General features: G+C 36.6%; 18 protein-coding genes and 5 pseudogenes. 6 read left to right on the top strand and 17 right to left on the bottom strand.

Annotated features, from left to right (window positions below; translation table 11 throughout):
* Positions 1-31 precede the first annotated feature (31 nt).
* The gene (locus H7R46_RS10985; protein WP_002114276.1) at positions 32-1,411 is read right to left on the bottom strand and encodes an L-serine ammonia-lyase; all 1,380 of its coding nucleotides are present in this window, start codon (positions 1,409-1,411) and stop codon (positions 32-34) included.
* A gap of 470 nt (positions 1,412-1,881) precedes the next feature.
* On the opposite strand from H7R46_RS10985, the gene H7R46_RS10990 reads away from it, so the two are divergent.
* Complete coding sequence (locus H7R46_RS10990; protein WP_005070021.1) at positions 1,882-2,505, top strand: hypothetical protein; 624 nt, start codon at positions 1,882-1,884, stop codon at positions 2,503-2,505.
* Between the two features lie 71 nt (positions 2,506-2,576).
* On the opposite strand, the gene H7R46_RS10995 is transcribed toward H7R46_RS10990, so the two are convergent.
* From H7R46_RS10995 to H7R46_RS11005, 3 genes are all read right to left on the bottom strand, one after another.
* Entirely contained in the window at positions 2,577-3,011 is a 435-nt protein-coding gene (locus H7R46_RS10995) for an I78 family peptidase inhibitor (protein ID WP_005070023.1), read from the bottom strand.
* A gap of 163 nt (positions 3,012-3,174) precedes the next feature.
* The gene (gene soxR / locus H7R46_RS11000) at positions 3,175-3,639 is read right to left on the bottom strand and encodes a redox-sensitive transcriptional activator SoxR (protein WP_005070025.1); all 465 of its coding nucleotides are present in this window, start codon (positions 3,637-3,639) and stop codon (positions 3,175-3,177) included.
* A gap of 202 nt (positions 3,640-3,841) precedes the next feature.
* The gene (locus H7R46_RS11005) at positions 3,842-4,135 is read right to left on the bottom strand and encodes a hypothetical protein (protein ID WP_005070027.1); all 294 of its coding nucleotides are present in this window, start codon (positions 4,133-4,135) and stop codon (positions 3,842-3,844) included.
* Positions 4,136-4,587: 452 nt separating this feature from the next.
* Here H7R46_RS11005 and H7R46_RS11010 point away from each other — a divergent pair, with 452 nt between their 5' ends.
* Positions 4,588-5,247 (top strand): epoxyqueuosine reductase QueH, encoded by a 660-nt coding sequence (locus H7R46_RS11010; RefSeq protein WP_005070032.1) that lies wholly within the window; start codon positions 4,588-4,590, stop codon positions 5,245-5,247.
* A gap of 273 nt (positions 5,248-5,520) precedes the next feature.
* On the opposite strand, the gene H7R46_RS11015 is transcribed toward H7R46_RS11010, so the two are convergent.
* Entirely contained in the window at positions 5,521-6,996 is a 1,476-nt protein-coding gene (locus tag H7R46_RS11015; RefSeq protein ID WP_005070033.1) for a PLP-dependent aminotransferase family protein, read from the bottom strand.
* Between the two features lie 113 nt (positions 6,997-7,109).
* On the opposite strand from H7R46_RS11015, the gene H7R46_RS11020 reads away from it, so the two are divergent.
* The gene (locus H7R46_RS11020; RefSeq protein WP_005070037.1) at positions 7,110-7,565 is read left to right on the top strand and encodes a GNAT family N-acetyltransferase; all 456 of its coding nucleotides are present in this window, start codon (positions 7,110-7,112) and stop codon (positions 7,563-7,565) included.
* 38 nt (positions 7,566-7,603) lie between these two features.
* Here the strand turns inward: H7R46_RS11020 and H7R46_RS11025 are convergent, their stop codons facing one another.
* From H7R46_RS11025 to H7R46_RS11075, 12 genes and pseudogenes are all read right to left on the bottom strand, one after another.
* Positions 7,604-8,761 carry a winged helix-turn-helix domain-containing protein gene (locus H7R46_RS11025; protein ID WP_005070039.1) on the bottom strand — a complete coding sequence of 386 codons (1,158 nt, stop codon included), beginning with the start codon at positions 8,759-8,761 and terminating at the stop codon, positions 7,604-7,606.
* A 130-nt stretch (positions 8,762-8,891) separates the two neighbouring features.
* On the bottom strand, positions 8,892-10,073 hold the full coding sequence (locus tag H7R46_RS11030; RefSeq protein ID WP_005070041.1) for a cyanate transporter: 1,182 nt from the start codon (positions 10,071-10,073) through the stop codon (positions 8,892-8,894).
* A pseudogene (locus H7R46_RS11035) lies at positions 10,070-10,207 on the bottom strand (nucleoside deaminase); the annotation flags it as partial. The pseudogene H7R46_RS11035 and the gene H7R46_RS11030, both read right to left, overlap by 4 nt.
* A pseudogene (gene tssF / locus H7R46_RS11040) lies at positions 10,200-11,072 on the bottom strand (type VI secretion system baseplate subunit TssF); the annotation flags it as partial. The pseudogenes tssF and H7R46_RS11035, both read right to left, overlap by 8 nt.
* A 16-nt stretch (positions 11,073-11,088) precedes the next feature.
* Positions 11,089-11,565 carry a type VI secretion system baseplate subunit TssE gene (gene tssE, locus H7R46_RS11045; RefSeq protein ID WP_002048404.1) on the bottom strand — a complete coding sequence of 159 codons (477 nt, stop codon included), beginning with the start codon at positions 11,563-11,565 and terminating at the stop codon, positions 11,089-11,091.
* Between the two features lie 78 nt (positions 11,566-11,643).
* A pseudogene (locus tag H7R46_RS11050) lies at positions 11,644-12,090 on the bottom strand (Hcp family type VI secretion system effector); the annotation flags it as partial.
* A pseudogene (locus tag H7R46_RS11055) lies at positions 12,090-12,968 on the bottom strand (phage late control D family protein); the annotation flags it as partial. The pseudogenes H7R46_RS11055 and H7R46_RS11050, both read right to left, overlap by 1 nt.
* Before the next feature lie 404 nt (positions 12,969-13,372).
* A pseudogene (locus H7R46_RS19460) lies at positions 13,373-13,492 on the bottom strand (hypothetical protein); the annotation flags it as partial.
* 113 nt (positions 13,493-13,605) lie between these two features.
* Positions 13,606-13,932, bottom strand: a complete 327-nt coding sequence (locus H7R46_RS19350) for a DUF1910 domain-containing protein (RefSeq protein ID WP_164831727.1) — start codon at positions 13,930-13,932, stop codon at positions 13,606-13,608.
* Positions 13,933-14,098: 166 nt separating this feature from the next.
* Positions 14,099-15,082: a PoNe immunity protein domain-containing protein gene (locus H7R46_RS11065; RefSeq protein ID WP_017400129.1), complete on the bottom strand. Its 984-nt coding sequence runs from the start codon at positions 15,080-15,082 to the stop codon at positions 14,099-14,101.
* Positions 15,083-15,112: 30 nt separating this feature from the next.
* Complete coding sequence (locus H7R46_RS11070) at positions 15,113-16,465, bottom strand: hypothetical protein (protein ID WP_032012985.1); 1,353 nt, start codon at positions 16,463-16,465, stop codon at positions 15,113-15,115.
* A 12-nt stretch (positions 16,466-16,477) separates the two neighbouring features.
* Positions 16,478-19,339, bottom strand: coding sequence for a type VI secretion system Vgr family protein (locus tag H7R46_RS11075; RefSeq protein WP_050675646.1), 2,862 nt, complete (start codon positions 19,337-19,339; stop codon positions 16,478-16,480).
* Positions 19,340-19,483: 144 nt separating this feature from the next.
* Here H7R46_RS11075 and H7R46_RS11080 point away from each other — a divergent pair, with 144 nt between their 5' ends.
* The 3 genes from H7R46_RS11080 (at position 19,484) to H7R46_RS11090 (ending at position 21,806) form a co-directional block, all read left to right on the top strand.
* Positions 19,484-19,885, top strand: coding sequence for a hypothetical protein (locus H7R46_RS11080; RefSeq protein WP_017399756.1), 402 nt, complete (start codon positions 19,484-19,486; stop codon positions 19,883-19,885).
* Positions 19,886-19,980: 95 nt separating this feature from the next.
* The gene (locus tag H7R46_RS11085; protein ID WP_032012983.1) at positions 19,981-20,925 is read left to right on the top strand and encodes an ABC transporter permease; all 945 of its coding nucleotides are present in this window, start codon (positions 19,981-19,983) and stop codon (positions 20,923-20,925) included.
* Positions 20,925-21,806, top strand: a complete 882-nt coding sequence (locus H7R46_RS11090; RefSeq protein WP_017399758.1) for an ABC transporter ATP-binding protein — start codon at positions 20,925-20,927, stop codon at positions 21,804-21,806. The genes H7R46_RS11085 and H7R46_RS11090 overlap by 1 nt, the downstream gene beginning before the upstream one ends.
* The last annotated feature ends 45 nt before the right edge of the window (positions 21,807-21,851 follow it).

Below are 21,851 nucleotides of genomic sequence, written 5' to 3' on the forward strand. Positions count from 1 at the left end.
GATGGGGTCACCTCGTCCCCATCTCATTTTTTTAACACTCAATGGCGTTAACAGCGAGACCACCTTTTGAAGTCTCTTTATATTTCTCAGACATATCTTTACCTGTTTCCTTCATAGTCTGAATGACTTTATCTAGTGTGACAAAGTGTTCATCGTCATCATGAAGTGCCATTTGGGCTGCATTAATGGCTTTTACAGCCGCAATTGCATTTCGTTCAATGCAAGGCACCTGAACCAAACCACCAATCGGGTCACACGTTAACCCTAAATTATGTTCAAGCCCAATTTCAGCCGCATGCTCCACTTGCTCAGGTGAGGCACCTAAGATTTCGGCTAAACCTGCTGAAGCCATTGCACATGCCGAGCCGACTTCTCCCTGACACCCTACTTCTGCACCAGAAATAGAAGCATTGAGTTTACATAAAATGCCAACGGCTGCCGCACTTAAAAAGAAACGAACCACTTTATCTTCGGAAAAGTCTTTAGAGAAAGTCACGTAGTAATATAAAACTGCCGGAATAATTCCTGCGGCCCCATTTGTAGGTGCCGTCACTACTCGACCGCCAGCAGCATTTTCTTCATTTACCGCTAAGGCAAATAAATTGACCCATTCCATCGCATGAAAAGTCGTCACAATCAGGTTTGAGTTTTTCTTATTTAATAACTTATCGTGAATTTTTTTAGCCCGACGTTTTACGTTTAATCCGCCCGGTAATATGCCTTCATTAATTAATCCGTTGTGAATACATTGCTGCATCACTTTCCAGATTTCCATAATCTTGCTACGAATCTCAGCTTCACTCCGCCAGCTTTTTTCATTTTCAAGCATTAACTCGCTCACTGATAAATGATGAGTTCTACATAAGCTTAAAAGTTCAGCCGCACTGTGAAATGGATATGGAACTTTAACGTCGTTGGTTTCAGTTTGGGTATGTGTTAATTGTCTTTCACTGACAATAAAGCCACCACCAACCGAATAGTAAGTTTCTGTATATAAAATTTCTTGAGCCCCGTTATACGCAATCAGTTCCATTGCATTGGGGTGATAAGGCAAAGATTCATCTAAAAAAAGCACATCATGCTTATAGTCAAAAGAAATACTCTTTTGCTGATTAAGCTGGATGGCTTTATTTTCAAGAACATCTTCAATCAAGCTTGTACTTACTTGAGTATCAATATGTTCAGGGTCAAAACCCATTAAACCTAACAGAACAGCCTTATCTGTCGCATGACCAACACCAGTTGCCGACAGCGAACCGTATAACTTCACCTGAACTCTAACCGTGGCTTGTAAATCGTTTTGCTTCAATAAATCTTCCACAAAACTGTATGCCGCACGCATTGGTCCAACTGTATGGGAGCTAGATGGGCCGATGCCAATTTTAAAAAGATCAAATACACTAATAAACACGTGATCCTACCTTCGATTCATTATTATTCGTATGTTCGTCATTATTGTGTCCTTTCGGATAGCTCTAAAATTATCATTAAGCCAAGTACAAATCACGAATAACTCTTCGGCAGTAGCACAAAAAGACAACGGTTGAACAATCACTATAAATAACTTTGTTCACAGCCATAACTTTTGTAGTTTTTATTAACAAATATAAATGTATTAGCGCCCCCTTCCTTAAAACAAGTACAGGAAGTTGTACAAATAAAAAACTACAAATATTAGCCATTAGTCGCACCTCCCTATTTTTATTCATTTTTGCTGGTAAAGTGCTTTACATGGTTTGATACAACCTACTTAACTCAGATGCATAATTCACCTGTTCTTGCATCTGATGTTTTTCTGCCTCTAGTCCGCTAGGGGCTTTTTTTATTATTGATTTAAATACTGATATATTAAATTTCTAGAGATAATTAAAGACAAGAAAAATGGATCGAGTTTTCAAATTAAGTATTTTAAGTTTTCTGGTTTTATTGTTAAGTGGTTGTATTGGCTGTTATAACCCGACAGGCTGTAACCGTGATACTTCGCCTTATTTCTATACAAAACAAATCACTCAAGTCAAAGGCGTAACAGTTCCTGTTGGAACAAAACTGGTTTATAAATCTCAAAAGTCCAAACAGAAAAATGAGCAAACTGCACCCCTTAAAGAAGAACATATAACAGGAATAAAGTTACCAAAAGATAGCGCTATGCTTTGGGGAGGAATGCCCACCAATCATCTCCTTCAATTTACTAACTCTGAAATGCAAGGATTTACAGCCTACCGAGCACAAGAAGCTCCAACTGTATATTCCAATCAATTTTTAAAACTCTGGAAAGAATGTGATAGTGATTTAGATATCTCGATCAAAAATAAAAATGACTGGAGCTTTAATCCTGCAAATATGAAAATTATTGGATGCGGAATTAACTATCAAGAAAGAGCATCATACAACACCAACAATCCAAGCCAAGACAAAGTGGATATTTTTCTCATCAAAATTAATCAGGCTTTACAGAAGCTGCCACAACAAAAAGAGTATCCTGTCATTCACTATGCTGAAAATTAAAATAGAAAAAGCCCACATTTCTGTAGGCTCTTTTCTTTAAAATTTGATTTACCAAACTTTAATTATACACATTAACCACAGGTTGCTTGAGTAATTTTCTTAGAAGCAGGATCAATAGTAACTTTAACTCGGTTTGTACGATAATCCATAGTCATTGGTTGACCTGGAGCCACTTTGCGCACAATTTCTGATTTAGTTTTTTGTTTAATTTGATCATCAGTAAGGTCAGATTGACCCACTAATTTTTGAGCTTCTTCTGCTACACAGTTCGCTTGGTTATCACGGAATAATTTCCATTCTTCCACGACTTGGCCATTTGGTAAGTGACAATACCCAACCTGACCATTTGCTTCATTTCTAATTTCTAATTTCCCGCCTTGTTCAACACAATATTGACTAGCTGGGTTTGGTGAACCAATTTTTGGTGGAGTTGGATCTTTATGTTGTACAGATGAACAAGCCGTTAACGAAACAAGCGCTAAACCAAGAAAGATAATTTTTTTCATAAATTTTTGCTTCTTAATAAAAAAACTAAAGATATCAAAAAAATTCATGTTTCATGTGTCTTGTTTACAATAAAAAACTCACTTGGAAGTTCTATTCACCATTTCTTTAATTGATTGGAATTTAAGATTTTCCTTTCTAAAAATAATTATCAAAATATTGCGATCATGGCCTTTCCAAAATTCGTGGTCCAGATCCCTCTTGCCCCAAAACATCTTCTGGATTTCTTAAAGGGCATTGCTCTAGTGATAAGCAACCACAACCAATACACCAGTCCATTTCATCCCGTAACCTCGTTAATTTTTGAATACGGTCATCCAGATCTTTTCGCCAATGGCTTGATAACTCTTTCCACTGTTTAGCTGTTAATTTGCTCCCCATAGGATATGCGCTAAGAGCCTCTTTAATTTCATTTAAAGGAATTCCTACTCTTTGAGCAACTTTAATAATCGCAATATATCTTAAAACGATTAATGGAAAGCGACGCTGATTACCATTGGTTCTTATACTTTTTATCAGCCCCTTCGCCTCATAAAAATGTAGGGTCGAGACAGGTACTCCACTCCTTTTTGCAACTTCCCCCACAGTCAAAACTCGACTAGAGTCAGCTTTTTTATTTTCACTTATCATGTTTAACCTCAACTTTACTCGAGGTTTATAAAAGAGCATCTTTACTTTGTCAAATAAAAATCCAAACACCTTAACTGCTAAAAACCACTTTTATGAGCTTATCGCTCTTAACTTTTCTATAAAAGCTGAAAAAATAAATTTGATACGATTATTAATTCAATTAAATTTATAAAATGAGCTGCTGACATTTAAATTTAAGAAATTAATTTTGTAGAGTACATGGACACCCGCAAACCCAAAACATGTTGTAAACGAAAGGCATTGGTGCTCCTAATGGATAGACCTTAGCTTGTTCGATTTTATAAGTTTTTTTACGTGACTCAATGTGAAGTATATTATCGTAGCGAGCAACTACAATTCCCTTTTTATATAATTTTTTCCGTTCATTCTTTGCATCAAATTTATATACCAAAAAGTAAACTTTTTCTCCTACGCTGATCTTTGAATGATTAACCATAATGTAACCATTACAATACTTACATTGCCAATCTTTCATATCTCAAATAATCACACACTTAAATTTAAAAACACATCGAATTTTATAGTATAGATTTATTAAAGCTACAAATCTAAAGAAATATTTTAATTGAAAAAATAAGGTTTATTTGTGACAGACATCACAATAAAGATATAGAAATTTCAAACTATATCTAGAAACATCAATCACTTACCTAGCCAATTTTAATATTATTTTTTTAAAAAATATTAAATTTATCTATATTTTATATTACTATATAATATTTCGATTAATAAATCCAAAAGTGCCTATATAAATAATTTTAATATTTAATAATCTAATTGTTTCATTATATTTAACTAAACCACAAATAAAGTAATAAATAAATTTCAAGATATTAAATTAATTTCATGTTTAATTGAAAATAATTCAGTTCACATTATACAAAATAAAAATATATAATTATTAGAATTGCAATTTAATTTTTTATTATGTCAACTCAACGTTTAAAATTAGAACTCCCATCTGGACATGATCAGTTATTACTTCATTCTTGCTGTGCTCCTTGTTCAGGAGAAGTTATGGAAGCATTAATTGATTCTGGAATTAAATTTTCAATATTTTTTTATAATCCCAATATTCATCCGGTAAAAGAATATCTCATCCGTAAGGAAGAAAATATTCGTTTTGCAGAAAAGCATAATATTCCATTTATCGATGCAGATTATGATACGGATAATTGGTTTGCTCGAGCTAAAGGTATGGAAGATGAACCAGAACGCGGTATTCGTTGTACCATGTGTTTCGATATGCGTTTCGAGCGAACTGCCCTTTACGCACATGAACACGGCTTTAGTCTCATCAGTAGTTCGTTAGGAATTTCTCGTTGGAAAAATATGGCTCAAATTAATGATTGCGGAATTCGAGCAGCATCCAATTATCCAGATATTCAATATTGGGATTATAACTGGCGAAAAAATGGTGGCTCTAGTCGAATGATTGAAATCAGTAAGCGAGAGGAATTCTATCAACAGGAATATTGTGGTTGTGTATATTCTTTACGTGATACCAATCGTTGGCGTATGAGTAATGGTCGAGACCGAATTAAACTGGGTGTTAAGTTTTATAGTAATGCCATGGAAGAAGATTAAAACTTATTCTCCTTAAAAAATTAATTCATTCTAAGCTATATTTATTCCTAATAAAAAGAGGCCACATCTGGAGAATGTGGCCAAAAGGTGTACTGTACTGAGCTTTGATATTATTAGAATAATGAAGTTAGCTTAAAATAAGATTAATAAATCTTTTAAATTTAAATTTTTTAAAATTTCATCAAATATTTAAATCGAATAAATACTTTGCCCTTCTCATTAAAAATAAAATCACTCTAAAATCGAGATATAATTTTGAAAAGTTTAGCTATTTTACTTTTTGATACTGATGGCTAGTCTCTTAATATTTTCCACCATTTCCTCAGGTTGATGTGCAGCATAGCCTAACATAACTGCTGCTTTTTTCGACTCAAGTTGACAATATCTTGATAGAGGTTGAATCTCCAAATCTAATGCCGAGCAATGAGAAATAAACTCCTGCTCTGTCCATGGTGCTTTTAACCAACATATAAGATGAATGCCTGAATCTGTTGGCTGAACGTCGAGTACATCTGAGAAGTGTTCATTAATAGCGTTAATCAATACTTGTTGACGCTCATAGCATGCCTTTCGAACTTTACGTACATGTCGAGCATAGTGGCCTTGTTGAATGAATAAGGCTAAAGCGACCTGCTCTAAATATGAACTTCGTACATCAGTATAGTATTTAGCTGCACTAAAGGTTTCAATTAATGCTTCAGGTACAACCATGAACCCTAAACGAAACTCTGGAAACATCATCTTGGTAAAAGTGCCAGAATAAATGACTCTTTGCTGCTGATCTAAACCTTGTAGTGCTTGAATTGGGTGAGTGCCATAGCGAAACTCACTATTATAATCGTCTTCAAAAATCCATTTTTCTTGTTTGTTTGCCCAATCTAATAAAGCAAAACGGCGAGCTAAACTTAAAGTTCCCCCTAAAGGAAACTGATGTGAAGGTGCTGTATAGACCAGTTTGCTTTTGAAGTAATGATTTGTAATGTCAGAGATTTGCATTCCCTCCTCATCACTCTCGATCAAATTTATCTGAGCACCAAAACTTCGAAAAATCTTAAAAGCTGCATCATATCCCGGCTCATCCAAACACACTTCATCATTTGCTTGTAGCAAGGCATAGGCTGTTAAATGAATAGCTTGCTGCGTTCCGTTTACGATAATAATTTGCTCTTCGTTGCAGTTCAGCCCTCGAGTGGAGCGAACATATTCAGAAATTGCCTGACGCAAAGGTAGATAGCCACGTGGGTCGTAAAATTGACCAAGCTGATAATACGACTGCCGCCAAGCTTGCGTTAATAACTTGCCCCACAGTTGATGAGGAAATAAATCAATACAGCCTACCCCTACATGAAATATCTTTTTCTTTTTACTTAACCATGACTGCTTTCGCCATGAATCCAATAAAGTTTCAAGATTTGGATTAATATTTAAGGAACGATGAGTATTTTTAGACGTTTCTTTTGAATTTTTTTGAACATGTATTAACTGATCTGGCACAACCTCAGCAACATAGGTACCCGAACTTGGTTTGGTAAATAAATATCCCTCATCCAGTAATCGTTCAAGAGCCGCCAATACAGAATTCCTTGAAATTGACATCATCTCTGCCAAAGCACGACTTGAGGGTAATTTTATTCCTGCAGTCAGTCTTCCATCTAAAATTGCATCACGCAAAGCCGTATATAACCCATCTTTAATCTGGCCTTTTGGCAAAATTAAATTTGGAAAAGATGCAGAAATTGGAGCGGCCATATCAAAACTGGTACTGTGAAAAATATCAAAAGTGTATCTTATAAAAATACCACTATCAAAACTACACTCTAGTTGTCGACTTTTTTATTACTTTAAAACAGAGTGTAATTATTATGCAAAATCAAAATCTTCAAATCGTTTCTGTTCAGCAACAAGATTATTCACAATGGGAAATATATTGGCTTGCTTACCAAAATTTTTATCAAGTGAATTTACCCCTTCATGTCACAAAAGTAACATGGGAACGTTTCTTCGATGAGAATGAACCTATGTACTGTGCCGTTGCTAAACAAGGTGAGCAAGTTTTAGGAATTGTGCACTATGTTATTCATCGTTCAACATGGGCAAAAAATACTTACTGTTATCTAGAAGACCTCTATGTTTCACCTGAAGTTCGTGGACAACACATTGGTAAACAACTCATTGAATATGTGCAGAAGCAAGCTATCGAACACAACTGTGACCGTTTATATTGGCATACTCAAGAAACCAATGTAACAGCGCAAAAGCTTTATGACTGGATTGCACAAAAACCAGGAATTATTGAATATCGTATGCCTTTGAACTAAAAAAGTGAAAACACCAAAAGCTGGAGTGCTTTTGGTGTCTAAATTTTAGTACGAATACGCTGAATCACTTTGTCATTAATAGTTGAGCATTGATTAAACGCAGCAAAACGCTTGAGCTCTTGTTCCAGTTCGAAGAAGAAGAGCTCCTTATTTTTTACTGTTTTTTCAAGATGCAAGCTAATCACTTCTAATTCTTTGATAGACCGATGCGCTTTACAATCTACTCGGCCTACTAACTCATCTTGATATAGAATCGGCAAACAAAAATAACCATATACTCGTTTGGCCGCTGGTACATAGCATTCAATGCGGTAATCAAATTCAAATAAAGAAGCTAGACGGTCACGATGAATAAGAGAATTATCAAAAGGTGACAGTATTTTTAAACCGAACTCAGTATTAAACTTTTGTTCTAATGCAGCGACCTCCACATATAGCATTTGACCTTTCTCAAGCTTAATTGCTGATACAACACCTGCGTCAATTTGCTCCTTCAGAACGACACGCATAGTTTCTTTTAAATCATTTTTCTTTAAATGAACTAATTGTTTCCATGTAAATGCACCATGTGCTCGAAGCGTATTATTAAATAAATACTGCGCATATTCATAAAGCGTAGGCATACTTAAATCAATATTTTCAGGCAAGCAGCGCTCGGTCAAATCAAAGACCTTTTCCATTCCGTTGCGCTCACAGATCATCAGGTCACCCTGCATATATAACTGCTCAAAAGCACGACGGCCTGGTCCGGTATTCCACCAGTTTCCCAAACTCTTTTTATTATTTTTATCAATATCACGTAGACGAATTTTTCCTTCAGCACGAACACGGGCCAAAATTTCATTCATGAGGTGTTGATCACCTCTATTGAAATAACGGCTTTCTCCGTTCCTGACAGACATCATGGCAGGCAATGCATAGCGATAATCTTTCATAGGAAGATACGATGCGGCATGATACCAATATTCAAAAATCTGCCGCTCACCAACCAAACTATTGAGATGACTTAGCTCATAATCAGGTAGTCGGCTCCACAATATATGGTGATGAGCTCGCTCTACAACCGATATGGTATCAATCTGCACATATCCTAAATGCTCAATAGCCTGTAAAGTTCCATCCATGCCTTTTGCAAATCGACTGGTTTTTCCTAAGCCTTGATTAAATAAAGTGAGCTGTTTCAAAGAAGAAGTCATAGAAATCAAATATTGTTGTATTCATTTAGAAATGGAAAAATTTCAATTCTATAGTATCACTATTCCCTCATTTGCTTGTGATTATAGGAACAGCAATTCTTAAAAAAAGAATCTCGGCTAACTGAATGTTTTACAGACTCCCTTTAAAATAACTTTTGGGATTCAATCTAATTACTAAAATAACAACTAATATCACACTGACTAAATGAAAAAGCCATCCTGCTTTATAAGCCCCCGTAAGATCATGCAAAATTGCAATAATCCACGGCGGGATTGCTGCCAGTAAAAAACCACCACCCTGCATCAGTGCAGATAAAGCACCTGCATGAGTCGGTTCATCAAAATGGTCTAATGCAACGATAAGCGTTAACGCAAAACATCCACCCAAACCCACGCCCAAACAAATTGCCCAAAGCATAGAGGCAAAATCAGGGATAAAAGCTATTCCAGAGAACCCGACTAGTTGCATTGCTAACGTAAACCATAACCATGGACGTCGATCTTTATATTTTCTAGCTAAAACAGGCAAAATGAGCGCTGAAGCTGCTTGGCTCAAGGCCAGCAAAGCGAGTAATTTTCCACTTTGTGCTGCACTCCAACCCTGATCTTGAAAAGAAGGTGCCAACCACGCTACCACTGACGAGTAGCCACCATTTACAAATCCAAAGCACATCATTAATAACCATGTTCGAGATTGATTTAACAACTTGCGTACAGGCGCATGATGAATGGATGAACTAACTTTTATAGGTAAAAAGACAAGCGCCAATATAAATGCAAATAAAGCTGGAATAGTAAAAAAAGCCAGACCAATCGACCAGACACCCGTTATATTTGAAATTATGGGAGCTAACCATGCACCTAGTGCTCCTCCTCCCATAAGCATAGCCGAATAAAGCCCCATCATCGGCCCAATATATTGGCTAAATTCTCTTTTAATCATGCCGGGAAAGGCCACTTGTATCATCGCAACGCCAAATCCAATTACTATTGCACTAAGAATTAATCCTTCGGATGTAGGCAATAAAAATCGGACAGCACATCCTCCACAAATGGCCAGTAATGCACCAAGAATAGCTTTTCGTTCGCCGACATAGTTCTGCAATATTGGGCCAACAAATGCAACAATCCCCATAAGCATCATCGGTAGCAAAGTAAGTAGTGCTATCCCTTGTAAGCTTAAACCAGTGGCTGTTCGAATATTGGCAATCAATGGTCCAATACTAGTTATAAAAGGTCTTAAATTAAGGCCCACCAAAGCTACCGTTACAACAAGCATGGGACGAGTCAAAAAAACTCCAGACTGCTTCATTCTTCTGGGCCTAAATTCTTGGCTTGATAATTCTTCCAATGCACATAAAGATCAGTGCGGTTTTCAACTCTGATCGGTATATATTGAATTTTCATTGATTGTTCAGAAAACGGCTTGGCAAGCTCCAGCTTGATCATTTAAATTTAATTTAAAATGTATAAGCAGTTCAAAATTACTATCTTCTAGAGATAAGCGCTTTAAAAAACCTAAATCGAGTTTTAGATAATTAAATTTTTCAGGAAAACAAAAATACTCCATCAGCAAACGATAAGCATGATGGGTATGCTGATCAAGCGGCAATAGACTTTCTTGCTCAGAAAAACCTGTTAACTCAAATGGATTTTTATCCAGTTCAACAATTTTCTGTCCTATTTTAATGTCAAAAGTTGTTCCCTTCTTAAAAATACTGTCTAGTACTTGAAGTGGAAAATTAGAAATTGCATCTAAATAAATAGGTAGTTTTTCATTTATTAAACATACATGAGCATGATTAAAAATTTCAAACTTAAAAGTTAAAGTCGCATTTTGGCTTAAATGCATGTGTGCACTAGGTGTGCTTTTAAACTCTAGCGCTTGTAAATTTATAGGGAGTAATTTGACTTCTTGCGTAGTATTAAACTCACACTGAACCCCTTTAAAGCTACGTGACTTCAAAACTGTGTGAGCAGGAACAATATGCGCTTCTGTGAGCTGTTTTATTTTATTTATATCTTCAAAACTTATTACTGAACAAGCTGGAAAGTGACGTAAGTATTGAGGGAACATCACCTCAAATAAAGAACGGGTAAATACGTCATAACTATCAGCAAGCTTCTTATCAATACGAGCAGAAATTAATGAAAATGCTTGTATAAGACGTTCGATATGCGGGTCATCAATCTGCTCTTGATTTAAAGATAAACGCTGAGCAATTTTCGGATATTTTTGAGCAAATTCACGAGATTGCTGACCAAATTCCTGTAGTTGTTTTTCGTAAAAAGGTAAAAGCTCTTCTATCACAACACACCCACTATGCCTAGGTTCTCGCTGAAATTACATATTGCTGCGTTGTCGGTTTCAACAATGCATCAAAAACGACAGGTTCATACAGTGGATGAATATTTAGATAAGCCTGAATGCTTAAACACAATGCCCCCATATTGTGCCCATCCAACAACATCTCTACCCGTATTTGTCTTAAACGAGGTTCATGAGCTGCAATTGACTGTTCAATAGATTGGCAAATCTTGTCACGATCTAGCGGATTGGCTGTAGATAGCCCCACAAAATCAATAATACCGAACTGAAGTATAGATTTTTTAACTAGCGGGTAATCATCAACTACATGATCCAATTTAGCGACTCGACTGTTAAGTAAGTCTTCTAAATCTTTTGCTACCGATTCTCTTAATTGCTGAATAGAAAGACCTTTTGCATAATCTTCACTTTCAGGAATTAAGCGGTCAAACAAAGTTGAACGAAATCCATATGGATAAAGCCGATCTAAATTCATTCGAGTTCACAACAAGCATGCTTAAAGACAGCAGAGGCTAACTTTAAGTCAGCCTCCACCAAATATTCACTTAAACAATTACGCTGCGTAAGAAGCAGTATTGTTAGAAAGTGACCATTTCTTAGTAACAGCACCTTTAGCAGTACCATTAATATCTTGTTGATTGTAAGTCCATTCAACAGCTGCGTATTTCAAACCAAACGCTTCTGTTGGAACACCTTCTTCATTAACTGTTGGAGTTACACTAGAAACTAGAACATGCTTCAATTTGATTTGTAAGTACTTGATGCGCTTATCACCATTTGCACGGTAGAAGTCAATTTGTACTTCATCAAATGTATAACCAGCTGAACATGCTTCCCATAATTTCGGGCTAGTTGCATCTAGATCTTTAACAAAAACCATATCTGAATGTTCAACACGTTCAGCAGTATGACCACCAACACTACTTGAAGTAGCAGATTTAGGTTGACGAATGTTATGAGACCAAGAGTTAACTTCTAACCAGCCTTTGTGCTCAGAGTCAGACTTAAACTCGCATTATCCTGATTAGCACTATGACTATGCTTTGACTGAACACTGCCCATGCCTTCTTCTTGACTTAAAGCATCAGCCTGCCAGCGTTGCACATGCACGGCTGTAGATTGCAAGCTCCGAGTTGGCACAAGGCCTGTCATACTGTCTTGTTGTTCAACAGCACTACTGCGGTGATAACGGATATTTCTTCGGTCTAATGCTAAATATGATTCATTATTATCAATTAAACGTAGTTTCTGTGGTTGAATTTCATCCGAGCTATCAGCGACCCAAAGCTGAGCTTCATCAACCAACCAGTTAATGCCTTCACTACACCAAAGTCGGGTTAAAAATTCATAATCAGTTTCATTAGTTTGCATGATAAAAGGTCGAACATCGTAGTCTTCGGTTAGACCTTTTAAATCCAAAGTTAAACCAGAAGCAAACAACGGGCTTTTGTTCTGCCATTCTGTAAATAGAATTTTGGTGATGTCCCGTACACTCTTATTCATAAACACACGGCTATTTCGGCGTTTATGCCATAGCGCAGTTGGGTCTTGTAATCTCAGTTTATACAATGTTAATGAACCATCACTCTGCCCCTGACTGGCTTCGGTAATAATTCCTGTAGTTCTAAATAATTGCCCCTGATCAGTTACTTGATCGACTGCAACCTGACAACCAATAAATTGTTTTAATGAAATATGGGCATTGGTAGAAAGACAAAATAAATCGGCAGTCAGTCCTTCATTTAGCTGATGCTGCCCTTCAATACTTTGTAAAAAGACTTGAGTATTCAACGATGGATTAGAAAACTGAACATGAAGCACGCGCTTTTGCGAGCTGATACCCAAATCTTCTAGAATTCTATGTATATGAGATAACATCTTTTTTATGAAAACTTTGTCAGGATTGGCATTATTTTATAAAATACAGAAACATCTGTCTATTTTGTAAAGGAAAACTTAACCATATGAATACACGAATAAAGCTATCTTTTAGTCGTAGATAATTTATTTTAATAAAGAGAGTAATTAGAATACATTACTTATCTAAAACCCCATTAAATAATGTTTTTTTTACTTATATATTTTAATTTTTATTCTTCTGTTTCAAACTGCCAGTAAACTTCTCCCCAGTCTTGTTTTTTAATTTCTGGAAGAATCTCTCCAGCATTAAAATATTGTCGAGAATTATTACTAGCTACTGTAAACCAATAACCCGATTGAGGAGCCTTCTCACCTGCTAAATCTTTATACCATTTCTTTAAAAATTTATGTAAATGCTTCAGAGAAACCTTATTATCTTGGCTTACAAAAGCATTTGAAAGCTCAAAGTAAGGCTGGGGAAAAAGAACATCAGAACAGTCAAAACGATTATCATCAGAAAAAGCTAAAAATTCTTCAACGATCCAGTATTACCTCCATTTTCTTGATTCTCTCCATCTACTAATTTGGCAACACTCATTAATAAGTCATTTCTTTTTAATAAATAACAAAGGCTAATTAACCAAATATATAAGCATTAATCATCAAGTAACTCTAAATCAAAGACACTAAAATTTGGATCTTTATAATAAGTTCTTTGCTTTTCAGACAAAATATTAAATAAATTTATGATACTCTCAAAATCTACACGTAAGTGATCAATAGATCTTCCAGCAGTATAATCTAGTATAAATAGATCAAATTGATATCTTGCAGCTATAGAATAAGAATCTATCCATCCCGCTTCAATATCTTCATCACTATTAGATTCACCTAAAAAGTCTTGAATAGCATTTATTAAAGCAGCTCTGGTAGAGAGATAATACTTTTCATCCATTTTTTGTCTTTGCTGATTAATAAACATCATTTCAACCTCACATTTAATAAATTTCAAAAATTAAATTTTAAAAACTTAATATATGTAAGTTTCATTAATTTCCTATATTTATTCCTAGCTCAAAACTATTTTGATCATTTACTATATTTTAGAACTAACTTTTGTAGATAAGAATGCCCTATTGGGCATTCAATTAATTCTCACCATCCCAATACCAATATACCTCACCCCAGTCCATTTCAATAAGTGTGGGAAGAACTTCATCCTGAACAAAATACCGGCGTAAACTTGGCTGTGCAGGTGTTTGCCAATAACCAGTTCTTGTACATTTCTCCCCCCCTCTTAATTTTATTTGTATTACATCATCATTCAATGCTTTTATTTTTGTTTGATTACGAGCCCACAGTACAATATCCTTAGGGTAAAATAGATGTTTATATAAAGAACTATCATCTAAATCAAGTAAATAAACTAATGCAGCTGCTTCAAATGCCCAATAACCTACATAGGAACTTTTATTTTCTAAATCCAAGTGACTATTATACCAAATTTCATTTCTATTCATTTGATACCAATTTGATAAGTATTCATCCAAAAGCTCGACTGAATGTTTTTTATCACTTTTTACTAAAACATTGTCAACCACATCACATAATTTAGCATAACTTAAGGAAAACAAATTTCCTTCATTTATAGTTGGATGAGTAGAATCATTTAACTTAAAAAATTTATTAATAATTTCATCTTCGCCTGTATGACTATCTCCCTCACCATTAACTAAAGAATGAATACGGAGAAAAAGATCATTGCGATGTAGTAAAAAAGCAAGGCTTAATATATTTAAAGTTTCATTTTGGCTAGTAATAACAGAAGGTTTTTCTGATTTATGAAAAAGAGCCAATGCTTCTGATTGCTTTTCATAACCATCGATAACTTTTTCAAATATGGGGATAAGTTCTTGTATAGAATGTCCAGCAGTATATGTAAGATACAATAAAGAAGTATATATATCTGTAATTGCAGTCCAACGACTTGCTTCACCACAATTATATTGATCATCTTCAAATGCATCACTTTCTAGATATAGAGGAATTCCTTCCTCATTGTATTCTTTAGTTTTTAAATAATAATCTTCAGTTAAAAATTGCTGCCTACGCTGTTCTGTAAAATTTGACACGTTTTATTCCTCATATCTGACAAGTCAACTTTACTTAGTATGACCATTCTTAATGTTCGCTCGAGTAACTCGATTGTTTAAAGCCTCATCTATTTTAGCTGCCCCCCAAAAGTTTGATGGAGTATGTTCATTTAAATGTTCACTATGATCAACTGGCTGATTATCTTGAATAGATATAGCTAAAACATTTAAGTGTTCTACAGTTTCAGGGTGAGCGTAATTAAAATAAAGTAAATGACGTGAAAATCCTGCAATTTCAACATTTCTTAACGAAGTTTCTCTTAATCTTTTTTTAACCCATTCATCACTCATCTGTTGATTGATTAAAAACTTTTTCTTTGGTATTAATTTCTTTTCAGCTCTTTTTTCTTTTTTAGCACTAGCTCTTTCTATATGCCTTTCTCTCGTATCCTGTTGTTTATCCAAATCATTTAATAGAGAACCTGGTCCTGTACCTTTCCCCATGCTTAAACTAGCTTTGGCTTCTATAATCGCGTAACTCTTAGTATTCATAATACCAATATTTTTTTTATCAGATTTCCATATCGCATCAATACCTTGATCATGAATACCTATGTGTAATTTCGTCATAGGACGTTGTAATTTGGGAGTCAGTTGCTGCCCAGAATCATGAACTGCCGGAATTGCCAACTTGTTAGCAACCCAATAGTCTGCCATATGCTCACCAACACCTCCAACTTCAAGATTTGATAAAACTTTTGAAATATCAACTTTTGATAAAGTCTTACCCTTGTTACCATGACCATTTCCATTTTGACCAGTTTTACCGTCATAAGTTGTTCCATGGGCAGAATTATTTTGATGACCTTTGCCACCACCTACATGCCGTTTATCCGCTGACGATTTAGGAATTTTTGTCTTCCAATGTAAAACTTTTCTTGCGAGTAATTGCACCAAGGATGAAATAGATGCTTCTAAAAAATTAAATGTAATTTCGATACTTTGGTTAATCCAATATTTTGCCCATCTATTGCCTATATTTTTATTAGATGCATTTAAAGCTTCACGTTTACCGCTTCTAATCAACTCTCTTATTTTTGTATCACTGATTATTTCACTCAACCATTGTTCAGGATTCCCATATATTTTACAATGTATCATGATAAAACGTATTAATTCAAACAATATTTCTGGTTTTCTGTTTACAATTCTTAATCCTGCTTTTAACCCATCTCCTGGTCCTGGTATAAATCCAATCACACATAAAATAACTTCAAAATAATTATCATCAGACTTTTCTTGATATAAATTATATGAGGCTCTTGCTAAATCAGCCACATCAAGTGCAACTCCAGCTGGAGAAAAACCAATAGCAATTGCTTGAGTAATAAGTGCTACATCATCTTTATTTAAATCAACCATATACCACCTATTTTAATTTTCAACATCCCAATTTTTTAATAATTCATCAAGCTCTATTTCATCTTGATCTGTAAAGTTTTCTAAAATGCTTTCTTCTAAAACTTCAATTTCAACTTTTCTTTGATCTTCACCATACCAGACTGTATAAGATTCATTTGTTGGTACATTTGGAATTTTTGCGAACCCTTTATCATCTAAATTTCCTTTAAATTCTTGACCACTTTCAAATACAACTAAATACGGAGCTCCTTTCATCGGTTCTAACGTAGGCCAATGATAATTTAATTCCAAGAAACTTTTTAACTCACCGAGTGGCGGTAAATTGTATGGAACTTTTTCCCCTGATTGGAACAAATGCTGCCCAGCCTTCACCTCAAACTTACCACCCGTAACTGGGAAAATTCCCGAGCCATTAATCTTGATTTGAGATCTGCCCGCTGTGATCACAATTTCTTTAGAAGCACTAATTTCAATTTTGTCTTCTGTTGAAATAATCTGCACAGCTTTACGGGCAATTAAATCTGCACCATCACCTTGTGCTTGTATTTCGACTTTGCCTTTGCCTGCATAGAGTCTTGTCCCTTCTTGAGCCGCAAAAAGGCTAATTTTATTTTGGGCGTGTGCAATCAGGTTCTTTTGCGTAGTCAGGTTAATGCTATCACCAGCAGTTTGACTTAACTGACCATCTGCGCTGAGGTGAATGTCCTCGTTACTAGCTAAAGCGATACTGTTAGTTGCCGTTAATATCATCAAAGCTTGCTTAAAAGCAGCAGCTTTGTCTTGATCTTTTTCTTCAATTTGCTCTATGAACGTTTTTAGGTTCTCAAGCATTTCCAATGGGTCAGTTTGCTGATTTTTAGCAACTTCACTGAGTGCCTTGGCATTGTTAAGGCCGCCTTCTATTTGTTGTTTGGCCTCATTTGCGTCGAGGTGTACGCCTTGAGCTTGATCCTGCTTGTGAGTACTAACAAGTAGCCCACTGCCCGCACGTACCGCACCCCATTGGTCTGTTCGTAGCTCAAAGCCTTCACCACGACCATCACTTTCCGCCTTGTCTTTTGGATGGCTTAAGTTACCGAGGTTTAATTGGCTTGCTGCATGGCTACTTTGCAGTTGGGCACTGATTTGCCCTGTGGTGTCATCAAAACGGAGTTGGTTAAAGCCTTTGCCGTCGACTTCCTCAGAGCGGATACCACTGAGTTTTTTAGTATCCGGTAATTGGCCTTTCTGATCGAACTGCGTTGGGTAGCGTTCAGCTTCGTGAATACGCCCCACCACAAATGGGCGGTCAATATTGCCGTCAAAGAAGTCGATCACAACGATTTCACCAACACGTGGCAAGAAGCGTGCGCCATAACCTGCTCCAGCCCAAGGGGTGAGTACATCGACCCAAGCGGAGTCAGTGTCATTGTCGTTACTTCCTGCTCCCCCGTCATGACTATGGTCATCAGTTCGGGTAAATAGGAAACGAACCTTAATGCGTCCCCACTGGTCGACATGAATGCTTTCACCTTCCAGCCCCACCACTCTAGCGCGCTGCGGATGAGCGGCTGGTCGGTGCTCTAGTGGGCTATATTCAGGCACCGCTTTAATATTACGTCGAATGACTTTCAGCTCAGCAAAGTGGCGCTGCTCAGGATTCTGTGTGTCGAGTTGAGCTGCCTTGAGCTTATCTTTTGTTAATAGCCGCTCAAGTTGCTGTTGTAATTCTTTCGGTAAATTATTCTGGTTGTAGTAGTGTTTACTTAAGATTAAGAATTCTTTATCGGCACTGTCATGTTGGTCGAGTTCAGGATGGTCATTGAGTTCAAACCAGTAACCCACTTGTGCATCACGAACGTTACCTGAAACGGTAAATTGCTTAGAACTCAGGTGATGATAAGCATTGATATGCTGGTTAAGCTGTTCGATCTGGTTATTGCCTGAAGCAGTCGCTTGATCTTCGCCATTTAAGTCCTGCATCCACGCTGGGCTAACATGCCATGCATCATCAAGGTTTAAGCTAGCATTGTCATAGTGTTCGCTGTGCTTTTGTGTGCCTTGTACGCTGCCACTGCCTTCTTCTTGTTGTAGGGCATCGGCTTGCCAACGTTGCACATGAACCGAAGTTGGCTGTAAGCGGCGCTCTGCCTTGACTTGGGTAATGGTATCAAACTGTTCTGTGGCACTGCTGCGTTGATAACGTAGGCTACGACGTTCAAGTACCTGATAATTTTGGTTATCGTCAATTAAACGTAAGACTTGCGGCTGGATAGAAGCATTCGGGTCAGCGACAAAAAGTTGCGATTCATCAATCAGCCAGTTAATACCTTCGCTACGCCATAAACGGGTCAAAAAGTTATAATCACTTTCGTTTGACTGCATCACAAACGGACGCACATCGTAGTCTTTGGTTAATCCTGCTGTATCAAGGGTTAAGCTTGAAGCAAACAGCGGGCTTTTCCCTTGCCATTCTTTAAACAGAATTTCGCTAATATCCCGCACGCTTTTGTTCATAAACACGCGGCTATTGCGGCGTTTATGCCAAAGTGCAGTTGGGTCTTTTAAGGTTAAGTTATATATGGTGAGTGAGCCGTCGCTTTGACCTTGGCTCGCTTCAGTAATAATGCCTGTTGTTCTAAAAAATTGGCCTGTGTCAGTGACTTGATCGACGGCAACCTGACAGCCAATAAATTGTTTTAATGCAATATGTGCGTTGGTCGATAGACACAGTAACTCAGCAACGCTACCTTGGTTGAGCGTATGTTCGCCCTCGATGCGTTGCAAGAAGACTTGATTGTTTAATGATGCGTTGGAAAATTGCACATGAAGAACGCGGTTCTGTGCGACCAACCCTAAACTATCTAAAATTTGAAATATTTTATGGGACATCATTATTATAAAAACTGAGTCATAATCATCGATATTTTATAAAAAACAGACAGAATTGTCTATTTATATAAAATAGCTTATCTTCCATTAACTTACATACTTTTTAGTTTATCTAAAAGAAAGATAAGGTTTTAAAGGAGAAAACCCATGCCTAATCAAATGGATCAAGCCATTCAAAGTGTCATTGACCTACATGTTTTAATAGAAAATGTATTTACAGGAAAAAATGCAGAGCAAAGTCTGAGCCCGCTTTTAGATAGCTTTGATCAAAATTTTAAGATGGTTACGGTTCAAGGTCAAAGTATTGGTTTAGCCGAAGTTAAAAACTTATTTAGTCAAAATATTGGAAAGAAACCCTCTTTAAAAATCACCATTATTAAGAGTATAGCTTTATACGAATTTGAGAATTATTGTTGGGTACAATATCAGGAACATCAGCAAACCGATGAAACCGAGACAGTACGTACATCCACAGCCTGCATTAAAGTAGAAGATAAAAAATGTTATTGGGTGTATTTACATGAAACTTTAGTTCCCTCGTCTTCTTAACTCATCTGATGCACCTTAAAGATGGCACCTATTTTGCTTAACAATATTACGTTTTATGAAAATCGTAATACTGATCAAAATGGGGAGCTCTCGATATGGGTTATGTTGCAAAGGAATTTACGCGAAAGAACAAGCTGATTCTCAGTATTTGTTCTTTCGTGATTCCAATATGTCTTTGGTGCGCAATCAGTTATTTACCTTTTGTTTGGCATCCTCAAGTACAAATCACGAGTTCGGGAAGTGTTTCTTACTTACAAGTAGGAAGTCGCATTGATAAAAATGTGTTCTATCTCGAAGCACAAAATGCAGTCAATCGAAATTCTGCACCACCACAAGGTATTTTGGTTAATCCGATTTATTTACCTGCTCCCCATGAAGTCGCTAAGGCTTTGGTCACCGCATTTACAACACCACCAGAACAACCTGATTCACCGTGGTTTCATCAAAGTTTATGGCACAGTATTAAACTGGTATTTTCAGCTTTTTTTATCTCTTCATTGATTGGGATTCCACTGGGTATTTTGTGTGGTTTTTCTAAGCGAATATCCCTGTTAACAGAACCGTTTGTCGAATTTTTCCGTTACTTACCCGCTCCCGCCTTTGGTGCACTTGCAGTAGCAATTTTAGGGATTAATGATGCGCCTAAAATTGCCATTATTGTGATTGGTACACTCTTTCAGCAAATTCTAATTATTGCCAATACCACACGAATGGTAGATCGAAGCTTAATTGAAGCTGGCTATACGCTTGGTACCAATAAGCTCAAAAGTTTATTTCACGTGGTTATTCCTGCGGCCTTACCTGATATTTACCGCGACTTACGTGTGCTATTGGGCTGGGCATGGACCTATTTAATTGTTTCAGAGTTGATTGGTACGACTTCAGGGATTACATGGTTTATTACCCAACAGGCACGCTATCAAAACTTTGACAATGTCTATGCAGCTATTTTGATTATTGGTGTGATTGGTCTGGTCTGTGATTGGGGATTAATGAAATTAGGTGAGCGGATGTTTGCTTGGAAAGTAGGAGCAAAATAATGAACGATTCAACATTTAACGCACATGAATACTTTCAAAAAATTTATGAACGTCCTGTGATTTTAGAAGTTAAACAACTGAGCCAAGTTTTTAAACATGGTCAAACTGAACGCACCGTTTTAAATAAGCTGGATTTAAAAATTCATAAAAGAGAATTTATTTGTGTGATTGGTCCTTCTGGCTGCGGCAAATCGACACTGAGCCGTGTTATTGCAGGTTTAGACCCATACCATAGTGGAGAAGTTTTAGTAGACGGCGAATGCATTACGGGTCCATGCCCTGAACGCGGCATGGTATTTCAGGGATATACCCTTTTCCCTTGGAAAACTGTAAAAGAAAACGTAATGTTTGGTCCGCAAATGCGCGGTGCTAGCCAAATGACAGCCGAAGCTCAAGCACGCGAATGGATCAATATTATTGGTTTAGAAAAATATGAAAATCAGTATCCACACCAACTTTCTGGTGGCATGAAACAGCGGGTTGCGATTGCTAGAGCTTTGGTTAATCAACCTAAAATTTTACTCATGGATGAACCTTTTGGTGCACTCGACCCACACACACGTCAAAAAATGCAAAAGCACTTAATGGATTTATGGCACAACATTGATATCACCATTATTTTTGTCACTCACGACATGGATGAGGCTATTTTACTGGCAGATCGAATTGTGGCACTTAAAGCCAACCCCGGTGAAATTAAGGAAATTATTGAAGTTAATTTACCCCGCCCACGCTCACTCGATTTAATGAGTACACCTGAGTTCAAACAACTTCGGTCACGGGTAGATTATTTAGTTCACGCTGAAGAAGATGAGCTTGACCCTGCTTTACAAGACTTACCAAAAATTCCACGTATGACTCAGGTCAGTACAGAAAAATAAGTCAGGCATTAAAAAGCCCAAGTTCATCTTGGGCTTTTTTTATTT

The organism is Acinetobacter sp. BEC1-S18-ESBL-01, assembly GCF_014169935.1.
Classification (GTDB): domain Bacteria; phylum Pseudomonadota; class Gammaproteobacteria; order Pseudomonadales; family Moraxellaceae; genus Acinetobacter; species Acinetobacter pittii.

Bases quoted from the DNA above. Each gene is read 5' to 3' on its own strand.
- H7R46_RS11025 (WP_005070039.1), bottom strand. From the start codon at position 8,761: ATGACTTCTTCTTTGAAACAGCTCACTTTATTTAATCAAGGCTTAGGA.
- H7R46_RS11070 (WP_032012985.1), bottom strand. From the start codon at position 16,465: ATGGTTGATTTAAATAAAGATGATGTAGCACTTATTACTCAAGCAATT.
- H7R46_RS11010 (WP_005070032.1), top strand. From the start codon at position 4,588: ATGTCAACTCAACGTTTAAAATTAGAACTCCCATCTGGACATGATCAG.
- H7R46_RS11085 (WP_032012983.1), top strand. From the start codon at position 19,981: ATGGGTTATGTTGCAAAGGAATTTACGCGAAAGAACAAGCTGATTCTC.
- H7R46_RS10990 (WP_005070021.1), top strand. From the start codon at position 1,882: ATGGATCGAGTTTTCAAATTAAGTATTTTAAGTTTTCTGGTTTTATTG.
- H7R46_RS10995 (WP_005070023.1), bottom strand. From the start codon at position 3,011: ATGAAAAAAATTATCTTTCTTGGTTTAGCGCTTGTTTCGTTAACGGCT.
- H7R46_RS11075 (WP_050675646.1), bottom strand. From the start codon at position 19,339: ATGATGTCCCATAAAATATTTCAAATTTTAGATAGTTTAGGGTTGGTC.
- H7R46_RS11080 (WP_017399756.1), top strand. From the start codon at position 19,484: ATGCCTAATCAAATGGATCAAGCCATTCAAAGTGTCATTGACCTACAT.
- H7R46_RS11020 (WP_005070037.1), top strand. From the start codon at position 7,110: ATGCAAAATCAAAATCTTCAAATCGTTTCTGTTCAGCAACAAGATTAT.
- tssE (WP_002048404.1), bottom strand. From the start codon at position 11,565: ATGAATTTAGATCGGCTTTATCCATATGGATTTCGTTCAACTTTGTTT.
- H7R46_RS11090 (WP_017399758.1), top strand. From the start codon at position 20,925: ATGAACGATTCAACATTTAACGCACATGAATACTTTCAAAAAATTTAT.
- soxR (WP_005070025.1), bottom strand. From the start codon at position 3,639: ATGATAAGTGAAAATAAAAAAGCTGACTCTAGTCGAGTTTTGACTGTG.
- H7R46_RS11005 (WP_005070027.1), bottom strand. From the start codon at position 4,135: ATGAAAGATTGGCAATGTAAGTATTGTAATGGTTACATTATGGTTAAT.
- H7R46_RS11030 (WP_005070041.1), bottom strand. From the start codon at position 10,073: ATGAAGCAGTCTGGAGTTTTTTTGACTCGTCCCATGCTTGTTGTAACG.
- H7R46_RS19350 (WP_164831727.1), bottom strand. From the start codon at position 13,932: ATGTTTATTAATCAGCAAAGACAAAAAATGGATGAAAAGTATTATCTC.
- H7R46_RS11015 (WP_005070033.1), bottom strand. From the start codon at position 6,996: ATGGCCGCTCCAATTTCTGCATCTTTTCCAAATTTAATTTTGCCAAAA.